This is a genomic window from Micromonospora qiuiae (genome assembly GCF_016863555.1).
Taxonomy (GTDB): domain Bacteria; phylum Actinomycetota; class Actinomycetes; order Mycobacteriales; family Micromonosporaceae; genus Micromonospora; species Micromonospora qiuiae.
Genome location: NZ_BOPC01000028.1, coordinates 1 through 14,821, shown reverse-complemented (window position 1 = coordinate 14,821; position 14,821 = coordinate 1). Strand labels below are relative to the sequence as shown.

Below are 14,821 nucleotides of genomic sequence, written 5' to 3'. Positions count from 1 at the left end.
CCACGGCGCCGCGCCGCCGGTCAGGGAGACTCCATGACGGCTACCGAGCACAGCCAGAAGACCCTGCTGAGGACCGCCGGCCGGGCCTTGAGTTGGAGCTTCGCCAGCACCGTGCTGGGCCGGGTGAGCACCCTCGGCATCGGTATCGCCCTGGCCCGGATCCTCGGGCCCGACGAGTTCGGCACGTACGCCGTGGCGATGGTGGCCCTGCTCGCCCTACTGAGCTTCAACGAACTGGGGGTGAGCCTGGCCATCGTCCGCTGGCCCGGGCCGCCCGGTGAGATCGCCCCGACCGTCGCGACCATCTCAGTGCTGTCCAGCGTGGTGATCTATCTCGGCTGTTTCCTGGGTGCGCCGGCCTTCGCGGCGGTGATGGGCGACCCGGCGGCGGTCCCGGTGCTGCGCGTGATCACCGTGGCGGTGATCGTTTCGGGTCTGGTGGCCACGCCGGTCGCGATGCTGCAACGGGAGTTCCGCCAGGACCGCAAGATGATCGCGGATCAGGTCGCCACCTGGGTGAGCGCACTGACCTCCATCGGCTGCGCGATCGGCGGCCTCGGCGCGATGAGCCTGGCCATCGGGCACGTCGCCGGTGTGCTCGCCGGTGCCGTGCTCTTCATCGCCTTCGCTCCCCACGCCGTGCGCCTCGGGTTCGACCGGGCCAAGGCCGCCGCGTTGCTGCGTTTCGGTGTGCCGCTGGCGGGATCGGCCATCGTGGTCTTCGCCGTCGGCAACATCGACAAGGTGATCGTCGGTGCCGTTCTGGGGCCGGTACCCCTCGGCGTCTACGTCCTGGCCGTCAACCTGTCCAACTGGCCGCTGTCGATATTCTCGCAGCCGGTCCGCGCGGTGGCGCCCGCCGCCCTCGCCCGGTTGCAGCACGATCCTGCGGCGATGCGGACCACCTTTCTCTCCACGGCCGGGCTGCTCGCCTCGGTGACCATGCCGGTTTGCGTGCTACTGGCCGCCGCGGCCGACCCGCTGATCCGTTTCGTCTACGGTTCCGCCTGGCAGTCGGCCGCCGGCGTACTACCGTGGCTCGGCCTGCTGGCGATGCTGCGGATCCTCTTCGAACTCGTCTACGACTACTTCGTGGTGCTCGCCAACACCCGGGCGGTCTTCGTCATCCAACTGCTCTGGTTGGCGGCGCTGGTGCCGGCGGTCTACTACGGTGCCCGGTTCGGCGGCGCGCCGGGCGCCGGCGCCGCCCAGTTCGCGGTGGCCCTGCTCGTCGTGCTTCCGGTCTACCTGTATGAGCTGGGCCGGGTAGGCGTGGCGGCGGGCGCCTTCGTGGCGCGACTGCTGCTGCCGATCGCCGGCACCACGGCGGTGGCGTTCACCGCGTGGACGGTGACCCGCACCGTCCCGATCGACCTGCTGGCCCTGGGACTGGCCGGAACCGCCAGCGCGGTCGCGATCGGCGCGCTGGTCTACCGTCTACGTACCGCACTGCGCGCACTGCGTACCGTCGAGGGAATCGAGTGAGCAGACCGGCTGCGCCCCGATCGGCATCGCCGCCTGGGCAAGAACGGCCGAGTTGAAGTCGTCGCGGGCCGCGGTGCCGCGCAGCCGCGCGTACCGCTGACGCAGCTTGTACGCGGCCAGCCCACCGGCGCTGCGTAGACCGTCCGCGACGCGCACCAGCGACCCCGGCTCGCCGTAGCGCGCAGCCAACGCCGAGCGGTAGATCCCCTCCTGGATCCGTGCCGCCCGGTGCAGGCTGAACCGGTCGACGGCCAGGTCCCGGCCGTACCGCCCGAGCGACTCACGCAGCTGCGGGTCACCGATCAGCCGGCGCAGGAAACCGGTCAGCCGGTCGGCCCCGCCGGTTCCGTCGCCGATGCCGTACCAGCCCTGTTCGAGGAAGGTCGCGCAGCTCTGCGGAGTCAACAACTGCCAGAAACCCCGCTCACCCTGCACCACCAGGGGCCGACCGAAGGCCAGAGCCCGCAGCGCGGAACCGCCCATGCCGAGCATCACGTCGGCGGCAGCGTACGCCGGACGCGGATCACGCAACTCACCGGTGAGGACCACGGCACGCAGTCCGGCCTCGGCGTTCGCCTGCCGCGCCCGCTCCTCGACAACGTCTCGGGCCGGGCCGTCACCCACCACGGCCAGTCGTACCGGATGCTCACGGGCCAGCCGTCCCACCACCTCCACGGCGGTCAGTACGCCCTCCAGTTTCAGTTCCGGCACCAGCCGGCACACCACGGCCAGCAGCAGCGGTCGAGGCTGCCCGGGTGAGCCGTCCAGGCCGTACCGGGCGCGGAACTCCTCCGCCGGATGCCCCGGCGCGTTCTCGGCCACGTCCACCGGCGGTTCGATCAGGTGCACCGCGCCGGGACGGCGGTCCGCGACGTGCCGTTGCAGCGCGCGGGTCCCGACCACCAGCGGCAGCCAGCCGGGCAGGAACGGCGCCACCGCCATCGACATGACGGTGCAGACCACCGCGGCGCGTCCGCCCGCAGCCGCGGCGTAGGACTCCAGGCCGGGCGGCCACTCGTAGCCGTGCACGATGTCGAGGCGGCGAGCACGGATCAGGGCCCGCAGCCGGGCCGCCACGGCGGGGGAAGGGCGGCGTCGGCGCCGCGGCAACGGCAGGTGCTCCAGACCCAGTCCCCGTACCCGGTCCAGCAGCGGTCCGTCCTCGCCCAGCACCGTCACCCGGTGGCCCAGGTCGCGGACGGCAGCGGCCAGTTCGATGGCGTTGAGCTGGCTGCCCCCGATCTCCATGGCGTGCGGATAGACCAGGATGTTCAGGCTCGTCATGTCGGCGGCTCCGATGCGTCACGCGTCGCGCCGGGCAGCGCGACCAGGTCGGCGATCCGGCGGGCCCGGACCGCCCAGCTGTGCCGTTCGGCGAACTCACGTCGCCGGGCCACGAGGGCAGCCGGGCGCGGCTCGGCCAAGGCCAGGCCGACCTGCGCCGCGAACTGCGCCGGGTCGGCCGCGACCCGGATCAGGTCCGCGCCGAGCCATTCGGTGGCCGGCAGCGGGGTGGCGACCACCGCCCGTCCGGCGGCCAGGTACTCCAGGGTTTTCAGGGGAAAGCTGGCCTGGTTGAAGGCGCTCTGCGCGTACGGTGTCAGGCCCACGTCGATCAGCCGTAGGTATCCCGGCAGCGCGGTGAACGGCTTCGCGCCCACCCACTGCACGTTGTGCCGCTGCAGCAGGGCGGTGAACCGTTGCGGCTGGTAGCCGGGGGACCGCGGCCCGACCAGCAGCAGCGAATGCCCGGCGGCGGCCACCGCCTCCAGTAGCGCCAGGTCGATCCGGGAGTTGATGTGGCCGACGAAGCCGACGATCGGACGGGGCAGCCGCACCTCCGCCGCCGGGGGTGTGGTGTCGACGTCGGCGTACGCGGCCGGGTCGCAGCCGGTGGGCACCAGGTGCGCCGGATATCCCGCGTCGGTGTACCGACGAACCAGCGGCGGCGAGACGGCGGCCACGACATCGGCGGTACGCAGGGTCCGTGCCTCGTGCCGCAGCATCCGCCCGCGTGGCATGCCGAGCAGGTCGGCGCCGACGGTGACGTCGTCGGTGGCGTAGAAGAGCGTGCGGCGGGCCGGTGCGGCGGACCACAGGTCGTCGATCCTGGTCGACACCACCGCGGCGAGCCGGGCGTCCGTGCCGCGCCCCGCCGGTGCCGCCAGTCGGGCCACGGCGGCCCGGGTAGCCCGGCGCATCATTGGCGCGACCAGCCGGTGCAACCCGGGACGGGTGACTCCGGGCACCACCCACGGGATGAGCCGAGCCAGCCGGGGATGCAGCACCTGCAGCTTCGGTTCGTCGGCGAGCCGGCGCAGGTCAGGGTGGTTGCGCAGGGTCAGCACGGACACCGGTGGGTCGACGAAGATGACCGGCGCGTACCGGCTGAGCTGGTCGGCCAGGTGCCGATCGGTGCCGGCCGGACCGTCGTACTGCGTGGTGGCGAAGTAGACGAGCAGGTCGCCCCGGTTGCCGAGGCGCCGGGTCTCAGTCGACGGCACGACGCTCACCCGCCGGAAAATGGGCGGCCAGTACGGCCCGGCGCAGCGGCAGCGGGGTACCCGACTTCGCGGAGATCATCACCGCGATGTCGTCCGGCGAGACCTGGTCGAGCAGCTCGGCGAGGCCACCTTCGTCGAGCGCGGCCTCCGCAGAGTAGCCCAGGCAGAGCATGTCGTCGGTGGCGTACGAGTTGGCGGGCGCACCGAGCACCTCGTCCACGAAGACCCCGTAGAGGATCTCCTCGGAGAAGTGCAGCTGTGCCCCGATCGCGGTGGCCCACGGTCGACCGGTCACCGACTCGACCCGCCGCAGTAGCGCCCGGACGATCCGCGGATCCCACGGCGCCGGCCAGCAGACGTAGTCGGTGAACGGCGGCTTCGCCGGCGGCAGTCCGAGCAGGTTCCGGGCCACCTGGTGCCACAGCAGGTGACGCGGCAGTCGTGCGTCGATCTCCCGTGGCTTGCGGTAGAAGCGGACGGTGCCGTCGCGGATGAACCGGTCGACCCCGAACGGCCGGACGAACTCGATGTCCGAGTCGACCAGCAGCACCACGTCGGCGTCCGAGCGGGCGGCCGCGGCGAGCTTGACGATCTGCTGGGTGATCCAGCCCCGCAGCGGCGGAAACGGCCGGCGCAGGTTCACCCAGCCGTTCACCGCGGGCAGTTTCCGCATCGAGCGCGGCAGGAACTCGGTGACGTCGTGCACCAGCGCCCCGGCCAGTTGACCGAACCGGGCCCGATCCCGCCGCGGCACGATGATGTGCTGCTGCACCGGCCCCACACAGTGGGCCTGGATTGAGCGGTGCAGGTCCGCGCAGAGTTCGAAATCGGGTGCATAGCTGGGGGTGATGATCGCGAGTCGCGGCATGCGGGTCCTCGGGGTCGGTCGGGCGGGGCCCGACGGTCGGATCCTGGTCACCGGACGACCGCCGGTGACCAGGCGTCGGTAATCAGCAACACCGGAGTGCCCCGACCGTCGGCCGGGACCGACCAGACGTCGCTGGAGGCCGTACCGGGCCGGCCCCGGGGCAGGCCGTAGATGACCGTCCGGTCGTCCAGCCACTCCACCTGGTCGTCGACGCTGCGGGTTTCGGCGAGCCGGGTCTCCGTGCCGCTGGCCAGGTCGTAGACCGCCAGCCGCCAGCGTCCCGCCGGCAGATCGCCGCGCCGCTTGAAGGCGAGCCGGGTGCCGTCCGGCGACAGCGACGGGCATTCGACGTCCTCCCGCAGTGCGGTGACCCGACGCGCGGCGAGGCTGCCCTCGACCAGCCAGGTGGTGCCGCCGGAGGCGGCGGTGGCGTAGAACCGGTCGTCGTCGGCGAAGGTGACCCCCCACAGGTTCCTGTCCACCGCGGTGACCACGTCGCCGTCGACGACCAGGTCGAACTGCTCGAGGTCACCGACGACTTCGCCGTTGACCCGGGTCACCACTGTCCGGGTGGAGAACCGCCCGGGAGTGGCGTAGGAATCGCCGTGCACGAAGGTCGTGGTGGCCACCAGCGAGCCGTCGCGGGACAGCCGGGCCCGGCTCGGCAGACCCACGACCGGCAGGTCGCGCCGGGGGGCCCAGTCCGGGCCGAGCAGGTACGCCCGGGAGGTGGTGACCAGTCCCCGGTCCGCCGCGACGCAGACCCCCACGTCGCGGGTCGCGTACACCCGGTCGCAGGTTGCCGGGGTGACCGCCCGCGGCGCGGCCGGCTCCGCCAGCGGGACCATCACCACCCGGCCGTAGTCGGCGCCGACGGCGGTGTTGCGGAAGACCACGTGCGGCGCGGCACGTACCGCGGCCAGGTCGGCGCGGGCGGGTGCGACGGTCGCCGCGCCCGGCGGCGTCGGCTGGTGCTGCCGGATGCGCCAGATGTAGCCGCCCGCGCCGCCGGCGGCCGTCAGCAATATCACCGTCAGCACCGCCAGCCGCGCGCGCGGCCCCAGTCCACTCATGCCGGAGCCGCCGCGATCAGGGTGTCGTCGGATGCCGGTGCGGAACGGTCGACGTCGCGTAGCAGCCACGCGGCGAGCGGCATCGCCACGGCCAGCAGGGCGGCGAAGAGCAGCATCGCCCGCTGCGGGCCCTGGAGGCCCCAGACAAGTCCGAAGAGGACGGACGCGGCGAACCGCGCCAGCGCCACCGTGGTCTGGGCGGCGGCGATCCCACTGCCCCGCGCCCCGGCCGCTACCAGGCGACTGACCAGCGCCGCGAGCACGCCGTCGGTGGCGGCGTAGAAGGTGCCGAGCAGCAGCAGGACGGCCAGGGTGAGACCGACGTTCCCGCCGGGCAGCGCGGCGAGCAGGTAACCGCCGAGCAGTGCCAGGTGACCGGCGACCAGCACCCGGCCCCGGCCCACCCGGTCGGCCAGCCTGCCCAGGGGAATCGCCAGCGCCAGATAGGCGATGTTCGTGCCCACGTACAGCAGCGGGAAGTAGCGGGCGGCCACGTCGTCCCGGCTGTGCAGGGCCAGGTAGAGGAAACCGTCGCCGACGGTCAGCACGCCGAGCAGCGCGGCGGCCAGCAGCGGTCGCCGCAATCTGCTTCCGGTGACCTCCGTGAACACCTGTCGCGGGCCGGGGCGGTCGGCGCGAGCCGCGGTGGGCAGGTCCGGGACGTAGAGCACCAGCACCGCCAGTCCGGCGACCGCGAAGGCGAAGGAGACCACGAAGACGGCGTCGTAGCTGCCGGGCACCAGCAGGAGCAGGGCGAAAGCGACGAGCGGGCCGAGAGCGGCCCCGACGGTGTCCAGCGCCCGATGGACGCCGAACGCCCGCCCGAGCACGTCGGTCGGCGACGCCGCGGCGATCAGGGCGTCGCGGGGGGCGGTGCGCAGCCCCTTGCCCAGCCGGTCGGCCGTGATCACCGCGGTGATGGCCGCGAAACTCGCCGCGGGCAGCATCGCCAACCTGCTCAGCGCGGACGCGCCGTAGCCGGCCACGGCGACCCACTTGGGATGCTGGCCGCGGTCGCCGAGGTAGCCGCCCGCGATCCGCACCATCGCGCTGACGCCCTGGTAGAGACCGTCGAGGACGCCGTAGGCGATGGGGGCGAGGCCGACCATGGCGGTCAGGTAGAGCGGCAGGACCGACGCCACCATCTCCGAGGAGACATCGGTGAGCAGGCTGACCGTGCCGAGCAGCACGACGGTCCCGGAGACGCGACGCAGTGGACCCCCGGCCCTCCGGTGGCCGGCGCCGCCCGGGCGGTCCCGCAGCGTCACGTACACGGCATCTCCACTCCAGCCCGATTCCTCCGCCGCTCCGCCCGCCGTCACCGACGCCGCGTTGCGGGCCTCAGTCGGCGAGCGCGGCCCGCAGCGTGGCGACGATCCGTTCCTGCTGTTTCTCGGTCAGCTGCGGATAGACCGGTAGGGAGAGCAACTCCGGCGCGATCCGTTCCGCGTTCGGGAAAGCTCCCTCGGCGTAGCCGAGGCCGGCGAAGGCCGGTGTCCGGTGCACCGGCACGGGGTAGTGGATCGCCGCACCGACACCGGCCGCGGTGAGCCGGGCCAGCACCCGGTCGCGGCGGTCCGGGGTGCCGTCGCCGGGGACCCGGACGCAGTAGACGTGCCAGACGTGCTCGTTACCGGGCAGGACGGTCGGGCGCAGCACCTCGACCGACTCCAGCAACGCGTGGTAGCGGGCCGCCGCGGCCCGACGCGACGTGTTCCAGGCGGCCAGGCGGGCCAGCTTGGCCCGCAGCACCACGGCCTGAAGGCCGTCCAGCCGGCTGTTCACGCCGACCACGTCGTGCGCGTACCTGCGCAGCCCGCCGTGGCTGCCCAGCCGGCGGACCGCCGTGGCGAGACCGGCGTCGGCGGTCACCACCGCGCCGGCGTCGCCGTACGCCCCCAGGTTCTTGCCCGGGTAGAAGCTCGTCGCGGCGATGCCGTCGGCCCCGGCGGCCCGCCCGTGCCGGGTCGCGCCCTGGCATTGGGCGGCGTCCTCGACGACGGCGATGTCCCGCCCGGCCAGCCCGGCCCGCAAGCGCTCCACCGGTGCGAGCTGCCCGTAGAGGTGCACCGGGACGATCGCCCGGGTGGCTGGCGTGATCGCGGCGAGCGCCGCGTCGACGTCGATCAGGTACGACCGGAGGTCGCAGTCGACCAGCACCGGCCGGGCGCCGGCCCGGGCGACCGCCTCGGCGGTGGCGATGAAGGTGTTCGCCGGCAGGATCACCTCGGTGCCGGGCCCGACACCCACGGCGCGCAGCGCCAGCTCGAGGCCGTCGGTGCCGTTGGCCACCCCGACGCAGTGCGGCACACCGCTGAACGCGGCGTATTCCCGTTCGAAGGCGGCGACCTCCGCCCCGCCGACGAACGCGGTCTCGGCGATGACCCGCTTGAAGCCGGCCTCCACCTCCTCCGCGATCTCGCAGTGCGCGGCGGCGAGATCGACGAGCGGAATTCCCGGCATGATCAGCTCCCCACGACCGTTGGCATGGTCCATCGTTGGTCCGGCGTCGGCGCGACCTCCGGCTCCGGGTGTGCTCCGTTGACCTGCGGCACCGGCCCGGTCGCGGCTGGTGTGGGCAGCTCGGCAGCCCGCAACCGGTGGGCCGGGTTCCCCACCCACACCTCGCCCGGTGGGACGTCCCGCAGCACCACTGAGCCCATGCCGACCTGCGACCATTCGCCGATGGTCACGCCCTCACGGATCAGCGCGCCCGCGCCGACGTACGCGCCGAGGTGCACCGCGGCACCGCCACCGAGGCGTACGCCGGAGGCGAGGGTGACGTGGTCGGACACCCGGCTGTCGTGGGTGAGCACGACGTGTGGCATGACCGCCACATGCTCGCCGACGGTCGCCTCCGCGGTGAGTACCGCGCCGGCGAGCAGCACTGTGCCGGGCCCGACCGAGCAGGCCGTGCCGAGGTGGGCGCTCGGATGGATGACCGTGGCGTACCGGTCGGCCGGCAGGGCGAGTCGCCGCACGATCTGCTGCCGGGCCAGGTAGTTGCGCGGGTTACCGACACAGACGACGACCTCGGTGTCGCCGAACTCCGCGAGCCGGTCGATTCCGCCGAGGACGGGCAGGCCGACCCGCTCGGTGCCGTGCAGAGCCGGGTCGTCGTCGAGGAAGCCGAGCAGGCGAAACCTCGGCCGCAGGTCGTTGACGGCGCGTACCGCCGCCGCGGTCTCCCGCGCGAATCCGCCGGCGCCGACGATGACCAGGTCGCGCATCAGCCGGCCAGCTTGCGGAGCACGGCGACGACGTGATCCTGGTCGTCCTCGGTCAGCGCGTGGTGCAGCGGCAGGATCAGCGAGTCACGGGTCAGCCGCTCGGTCACCGGCAGCGGCCCGGAGACGACATCGGCGTACGCCGGTTCCAGATGGGCGGCCATGATGCCGCGCCGTGCCGAGACACCCGCCGCGGCCAGCTCGGCGAGCACGTCGTCGCGGCCCACCCCGTACTCCCGGTCGATGCGCACCCAGTACGACTGGAAGTTGGTCTCGCCGTGTGCGGGGTCGCGCACCGGCTCCAGGCCGCCGATCGGGGCGAGCAGGTCGTGGTACCGCGCGGCGAGTGCCCGTCGGTGCCGCACCAGCTCCGGCAGCCGGCCGAGCTGGACCAGCCCGATCGCGGCCTGCACGTCGGTCATCCGGTAGTTGAAGGCGGTCTCCAGGTAGGACTCCAGCACCGGCGTGGTGCTGGCGTGCCGGTCGGCCGCCGAGACGTTCATCCCGTGTTCCCGCAGCCGGCGCAGCCGGGCAGCCCACTGCGGATCGTCCGTGGTGACCATCCCGCCCTCGCCGGTGGTCAGCAGCTTGCGGGGGTGGAACGACCACGCCGAGATCGTGGCGCCGGAGCCGACCGGCCGCCCGTTTGCGGTCGACCCGGCGGCGCAGGCGGCGTCCTCGACCAAGGGAATCCGCCACCGGTCGGCGGCCTGCCGCAGCGCGGCGACGTCGAACGGCACGCCGGCCTGGTGCACGGCGATGACGGCGCGGGTCCGGGCCGTCCGCGCGTCGTCGACCGTCGCCACCGTCAGATTGCCGGTGGCGAGATCCACGTCGGCGAAGACCGGGGTCGCGCCGACGTAGCGCACCGCGTTGGCGGTGGCGATGAAGGAGAACGACGGCACGATCACCTCGTCGCCGGGGCCGACCTCCAGCACCACCAGGGCCAGGTGCAGCGCGGCGGTGCAGGAGCTGACGGCCACCCCGTGACCGGCGCCGACGAACGCCGCGAACTCCTGCTCGAAGCGCGCCACCCGGGGCCCCTGGGCGACCCAGCCCGACCGGACCGCGTCGGCGGCGGCCTGCGCCTCCTCCGCACCGAGATGCGGGATCATGACCGGGATCCGGTGGCTGCTCATCGAGCCGTTTCCGGTGCGCGTTGATGCCGGGGGCGCCGGAGACGGCTGGCTGGGCGCGTTCACCGTTCGGCCCGCCACCAGTCGACCAGCCCCTGGAGCCCCTCGTGCAGGCCGATCTCCGCGCGGAACCCGAGCCGGCTGGCGGCGGCGGTGACGTCGGCCAGCCGGCGCGTGACGCCGTTGACCGCGCGGGCGGGCCCGAACTCGGGGGACAGGTCGCACTTCATGACGTCGCTGAGCGCCCGGGCCAGCTCCAGCAGGCTGGTCTCGGTGCCGCTGGCGATGTTGAACACCTCGTCGGTCACCTCGGTGCGGGCGGCCAGGATGTTGGCCCGGGCGATGTCGGCGACGTGGACGAAGTCCATGGTCTGCAGGCCGTCGCCGAGGATCAGCGGGGGCCGGCCCGCCTCGATCCGTTCCATCCACCGGATCAGGACCTCGGTGTAGAGCCCGTGGATGTCCATCCGTGGGCCGTACACGTTGAAGTAGCGCAGGGCGACGTAGTCCAGCCCGGACATGCGGTGGAAACTGCGCGCCGCTGCCTCGTTGAACGCCTTCGCCGCACCGTAGAAAGTGTCGTTGTGGTACGGATGGTGCCGTTCGTTGGTCGGGAACTCGTCGGCGAGCCCGTACACCGAGGCCGACGAGGAGAGCACCACCTTGCGTACACCGGCCGCGCTTGCCGCCTCCAGCACGTTGAACGTGCCGTCGACCAGCACCTCGTTGGCCAGCCGGGGCTCCTCGGCGCACTGGGTGATGCGGATGGCGGCGAGGTGGAAGACCAGGTCCTTGCCCCGGGTCAGCTCGTGCACGAGCGCGACGTCCCGGATGTCGCCCTCGACCAGCCGCACGCCGGCGTACGGCAGGGCCCGGGCGAGGTTTTCCCGCCGGCCGCGGACGAGGTTGTCGAGCACCACGATCTCGGCCGCCCCACCGGCGACGAGTTCGTCCACGACATGGGAGCCGATCGTGCCCGCCCCACCGGTTACCAGGGCGCGCGCCCCGGCGATCTCCACCGCGCTCATGACAGCGATCCGCTCCAATCGGTGCCGCCCCCGGGCGGCACCATGTCCGGTTTCCTTGCTGGCCGGGTCACCTCGTGGTCCATTCGCCGATCTCGACCAGCCGTCCGTCGTCGGCGAGACTGCGGGACGCCGCTTCCAGGGTGGCGAGCACGCGTAGACCCGAGCGGCCGTCGGTGAGCGCGGGAGTGCCGGTGCGGATGGACCGGGCGTACTCCTCGACCATGCTCCGCAGCGCTTCCCGCTCCGGCAGCGCCGGAGCGACCATGTCCCCCGAGCGGTACGACACCAGCACCTCCCGGCGCTGCTCGTCGCCGAGTTCCTCCGTCGACGCCAGGTCCACCCCGCGGTCGAAGATGGACAGCCGCTGACCGGGGTTGAGATCGTCCCAGACCAGGGTGCGTTTGGAGCCGCCGATGATCATTTTCCGTACCTTCACCGGAGACAGCCAGTTGACGTGCAGATGCGCGATCGCGCCGGTGTCCAGCCGCAAGGTGAGATAGGCGAGGCAGGCACGGCCCGTTCCGATGCGGTCCGCGCCGTGCGCGGCCACGGCGACCGGAGCCACCCCGGCCGGAAGAACGAAATCGAGGATCGACAGGTCGTGCGGGGCGAGGTCCCACATCACATCGATGTCGCGTTGCACCAAACCCAGATTGATCCGTACGGAGTCGAGGTACTGCAGGTCGCCCAACTCCCCGTTGTGCAGCAGGTCGCGGATGCGCAACACGGCGGGGGTGTAGCAGTAGGTGTGGTCGCACATCAGCGACAGACCCCGGCGCTCCGCCTCGGCCACCAGGGCCCGCCCCTGCGCGGAACTGGCCGCCAGCGGTTTCTCCACGAGCACGTGTTTGCCGGCCCGCAGCGCCGCCATCGCCACGTCCAGGTGGGTGTCGGCGGGAGTCGCGACCGCCACCGCCTGCACCGCTTCGTCGGCGAGCACCTCGGCCAGGTCGTCGGTGGCCCGGACCGTCGAATGATCACCGAGCACCTGCTCGGCCCGTTCTTTGTCGAGATCGCAGAGCCAATGTTGCCGGAATTCGACAGACGTTTGAAAATTGCGAACGAGGTTCGGGCCCCAGTAGCCGGCACCGATGACGGCGACGCCGATCGGGCCCTCACTGGCAGCGTGAAGTCTGTTCACGGGCACCCGTTTCGCTGGCCGGACAGGACGGATTGACCCGCCACTGGGGCCGGCCCGTCCGGCAAGCTATCGGCATCACCATTCGACACGCCAGGGCACTGACGGAATTCCAACACTGTCGGCGCATTCGATCATTCGGAATGCCCGCAATTTCCGAATGAACCTCCATTCGCCGGTGTCAGTCGGCCTCCGGATAGAGGTTCTGTAGGCGCACCTGACCGCGGGCGACCAACCGGCGCTCGGCGTCGGTGATCTCCACCTGCCACAGTTGCTGGCTGCGCCCCCGGTGCACCGGGGTGCCGACCGCGGTCAGCTCACCGTCGCGTACCGCCCGCAGAAAGTCGGTCTGGTTGGCCACCCCGACCACCCGGCCGCGCTCGCCCAGCCAAAAGCCCCCGCCCAGGCTGGCCGCCGTCTCCACCACCGCGCAGTAGACCCCACCGTGCTGGATGCCGTACGGCTGGTGCAGCTCCGGGCGAACCCGCCAGCGGATCGTCACCCGGTCACCGCTGACCTCGCCCAGTTCCAGCCCGAGCAGGGCGAAAAACCCACCCGACATCTCGGATATGTCCACGGCAAACCTCCTCGATCTTGGCGCCGTCAGCGTAGTTGCGGACGAACCCGGTAGGGCGGGACCGGGGCCATGGGGGAGAATCGGTGACCGTGACCGACAGCAACCTCCCGCCGACCGGGCGGGGCTCTCTCATCGACGACCTGCGGTGGCGCGGCCTGATCCAGGACTCCACCGACCCCGAGGAGTTGTCCGGGCTGCTCGACGGCCCCGGGGCCGCCTTCTATGTGGGCTTCGACCCGACCGCGCCGAGCCTGCACGTCGGTCACCTCATGCAGGTCACCACGGCCCGCCGCCTCCAGCTCGCCGGGCACCGTCCGCTGCTGCTGGTCGGCGGCGCGACGGGGCAGATCGGTGATCCGAAGGAGAGCGCGGAGCGCACCCTCAACCCCCCGGAGGTGGTCTCCGGCTGGGTCCAGCGGATCCGCGACCAACTCGAGCCCTTCGTCTCGTACACCGGCGACAACGCCGCCCTTCTGGTCAACAACCTGGACTGGACCGGCGAGATGTCGGTGGTCGAGTTCCTCCGCGACGTGGGCAAGCACTTCCCGGTCAACCGGATGCTGGCCCGGGAGGTGGTCCGGGCCCGGCTGGAGAGCGGGATCAGCTTCACCGAATTCAGCTACCAGCTCCTGCAGGCCAACGACTTCTTCGAGCTGCACCGTCGGTACGGCTGCCAGCTGCAGTTCGGCGGCTCGGACCAGTGGGGCAACATCACCGCCGGCGTCGACTACGTCCGTCGGCGTGGGCTCGGCCCGGTGCAGGCGTTCACCACCCCACTGGTGACCAAGTCGGACGGCTCGAAGTTCGGCAAGACCGAGGGCGGCGCGATCTGGCTCGACCCCGAGATGACCAGCCCGTACGCGTTCTACCAGTTCTGGGTCAACGTCGACGACCGGGACGTCAGCCGCTACCTGCGCTACTTCAGCTTCCGCTCAAGGGAGGAGTTGGAAGGGCTGGAGAAGGAGACCGCGGAACGGCCAGCCGCCCGCGCGGCCCAGCGCGCCCTCGCCGAGGAGCTGACCACGCTGGTGCACGGCGAGCGGGAGATGGCCCAGGTGGTCGCGGCCAGCCAGGCATTGTTCGGCCGGGGCTCCCTGGCGGAGTTGTCCCCGGTGACGCTACGCGCGGCGCTCGCCGAAGCGGGCCTGGTGCACGTGGACGAGCTGCCCGACGTGGCCGGGCTGCTGAAGGAGTCCGGCCTGGTGCCGAGCATGAAGGAGGCCCGGCGGGTCATCACCGAGGGCGGCGCGTACGTCAACAACACCCGAGTCACCGAGGTCGACGCAGTCGTGTCGGCGGCCGACCTGCTCCACGGCCGGTACCTGGTGCTGCGCCGGGGCAAGCGCTCGTTCGCCGGCGTCGAGCTGCGGAGATAGTGGTACGCCGAGAGTGTGACCGGGGACGCGTCCGGCGGATTTGACGTTCGACGGGCCGGGCGCGTAGCTTTCTCTCTGCCGGCGACGGAACGGACGAACGGGGCGAAAGCCTTGGGCGGTCGGAGCGTCGGGAATGACCTCCGGGTCGCCTGGGTTATGCCTGGTGCGAGCCGGTTCGGGCGGTGCTCCTGAGTTCGCCGTGAGGCGGATTTGGTGGAGCGGAGCCGACCGGGTAAGGTTACCGACCGGCAGGGCGCCGGGCGCGCTTGCGGGGCACCGCAGCGGCCGGTCTGCCGAAACCATGAATGTGAGCGACGGGTAGTCGTTCATGGACATGGTGCCCGAAAATGGTGTGAAGCACGACAAAGCGCCACAAGGCGGTTTGACACGGCAAAAACCAGCGGGTAGC

The 14,821-nt window shown here is 72.0% G+C and carries 13 protein-coding genes; 2 read left to right on the top strand and 11 right to left on the bottom strand.

The window, feature by feature from the left end; all coding sequences use genetic code 11:
- The first annotated feature begins 33 nt into the window (after positions 1-33).
- On the top strand, positions 34-1,485 hold the full coding sequence (locus Vqi01_RS11080; protein ID WP_204034656.1) for a lipopolysaccharide biosynthesis protein: 1,452 nt from the start codon (positions 34-36) through the stop codon (positions 1,483-1,485).
- Here the strand turns inward: Vqi01_RS11080 and Vqi01_RS11075 are convergent.
- The 11 genes from Vqi01_RS11075 to Vqi01_RS11025 form a co-directional block, all read right to left on the bottom strand.
- Positions 1,438-2,769, bottom strand: coding sequence for a glycosyltransferase family 4 protein (locus Vqi01_RS11075; protein WP_204034655.1), 1,332 nt, complete (start codon positions 2,767-2,769; stop codon positions 1,438-1,440). The two genes, Vqi01_RS11080 and Vqi01_RS11075, sit on opposite strands and share 48 nt — an antisense overlap.
- Positions 2,766-3,989, bottom strand: coding sequence for a glycosyltransferase (locus tag Vqi01_RS11070; RefSeq protein ID WP_204034654.1), 1,224 nt, complete (start codon positions 3,987-3,989; stop codon positions 2,766-2,768). The genes Vqi01_RS11075 and Vqi01_RS11070 overlap by 4 nt, the downstream gene beginning before the upstream one ends.
- Positions 3,976-4,857 carry a DUF6492 family protein gene (locus tag Vqi01_RS11065; RefSeq protein WP_204034653.1) on the bottom strand — a complete coding sequence of 294 codons (882 nt, stop codon included), beginning with the start codon at positions 4,855-4,857 and terminating at the stop codon, positions 3,976-3,978. Before Vqi01_RS11065 ends, Vqi01_RS11070 begins: the two co-directional genes overlap by 14 nt.
- 47 nt (positions 4,858-4,904) lie before the next feature.
- Positions 4,905-5,930, bottom strand: coding sequence for a PD40 domain-containing protein (locus Vqi01_RS11060; protein ID WP_204034652.1), 1,026 nt, complete (start codon positions 5,928-5,930; stop codon positions 4,905-4,907).
- A complete protein-coding gene (locus Vqi01_RS11055; RefSeq protein ID WP_204034651.1) occupies positions 5,927-7,204 on the bottom strand; it encodes an MFS transporter in 1,278 nt (425 codons plus the stop codon). The genes Vqi01_RS11060 and Vqi01_RS11055 overlap by 4 nt, the downstream gene beginning before the upstream one ends.
- Positions 7,205-7,271: 67 nt before the next feature.
- On the bottom strand, positions 7,272-8,393 hold the full coding sequence (locus Vqi01_RS11050) for a DegT/DnrJ/EryC1/StrS family aminotransferase (protein ID WP_204034650.1): 1,122 nt from the start codon (positions 8,391-8,393) through the stop codon (positions 7,272-7,274).
- A 2-nt stretch (positions 8,394-8,395) separates the two neighbouring features.
- On the bottom strand, positions 8,396-9,160 hold the full coding sequence (locus Vqi01_RS11045) for an acetyltransferase (RefSeq protein WP_204034649.1): 765 nt from the start codon (positions 9,158-9,160) through the stop codon (positions 8,396-8,398).
- Positions 9,160-10,296: a DegT/DnrJ/EryC1/StrS family aminotransferase gene (locus Vqi01_RS11040; protein ID WP_239098318.1), complete on the bottom strand. Its 1,137-nt coding sequence runs from the start codon at positions 10,294-10,296 to the stop codon at positions 9,160-9,162. The genes Vqi01_RS11045 and Vqi01_RS11040 overlap by 1 nt, the downstream gene beginning before the upstream one ends.
- Positions 10,297-10,355: 59 nt before the next feature.
- Positions 10,356-11,321 (bottom strand): NAD-dependent epimerase/dehydratase family protein, encoded by a 966-nt coding sequence (locus Vqi01_RS11035; RefSeq protein ID WP_204034648.1) that lies wholly within the window; start codon positions 11,319-11,321, stop codon positions 10,356-10,358.
- 67 nt (positions 11,322-11,388) lie between these two features.
- Entirely contained in the window at positions 11,389-12,462 is a 1,074-nt protein-coding gene (locus Vqi01_RS11030; protein ID WP_204034647.1) for a Gfo/Idh/MocA family protein, read from the bottom strand.
- Positions 12,463-12,640: 178 nt separating this feature from the next.
- Positions 12,641-13,021 carry a PaaI family thioesterase gene (locus Vqi01_RS11025; RefSeq protein WP_204034733.1) on the bottom strand — a complete coding sequence of 127 codons (381 nt, stop codon included), beginning with the start codon at positions 13,019-13,021 and terminating at the stop codon, positions 12,641-12,643.
- A 104-nt stretch (positions 13,022-13,125) separates the two neighbouring features.
- Here Vqi01_RS11025 and tyrS point away from each other — a divergent pair, with 104 nt between their 5' ends.
- A complete protein-coding gene (tyrS, locus tag Vqi01_RS11020) occupies positions 13,126-14,412 on the top strand; it encodes a tyrosine--tRNA ligase (RefSeq protein WP_204034732.1) in 1,287 nt (428 codons plus the stop codon).
- The last annotated feature ends 409 nt before the right edge of the window (positions 14,413-14,821 follow it).

Bases quoted from the DNA above. Each gene is read 5' to 3' on its own strand.
- Vqi01_RS11080 (WP_204034656.1), top strand. From the start codon at position 34: ATGACGGCTACCGAGCACAGCCAGAAGACCCTGCTGAGGACCGCCGGC.
- Vqi01_RS11075 (WP_204034655.1), bottom strand. From the start codon at position 2,769: ATGACGAGCCTGAACATCCTGGTCTATCCGCACGCCATGGAGATCGGG.
- Vqi01_RS11065 (WP_204034653.1), bottom strand. From the start codon at position 4,857: ATGCCGCGACTCGCGATCATCACCCCCAGCTATGCACCCGATTTCGAA.
- Vqi01_RS11060 (WP_204034652.1), bottom strand. From the start codon at position 5,930: ATGAGTGGACTGGGGCCGCGCGCGCGGCTGGCGGTGCTGACGGTGATA.
- Vqi01_RS11050 (WP_204034650.1), bottom strand. From the start codon at position 8,393: ATGCCGGGAATTCCGCTCGTCGATCTCGCCGCCGCGCACTGCGAGATC.
- Vqi01_RS11045 (WP_204034649.1), bottom strand. From the start codon at position 9,160: ATGCGCGACCTGGTCATCGTCGGCGCCGGCGGATTCGCGCGGGAGACC.
- Vqi01_RS11040 (WP_239098318.1), bottom strand. From the start codon at position 10,296: ATGAGCAGCCACCGGATCCCGGTCATGATCCCGCATCTCGGTGCGGAG.
- Vqi01_RS11035 (WP_204034648.1), bottom strand. From the start codon at position 11,321: ATGAGCGCGGTGGAGATCGCCGGGGCGCGCGCCCTGGTAACCGGTGGG.
- Vqi01_RS11025 (WP_204034733.1), bottom strand. From the start codon at position 13,021: ATGTCGGGTGGGTTTTTCGCCCTGCTCGGGCTGGAACTGGGCGAGGTC.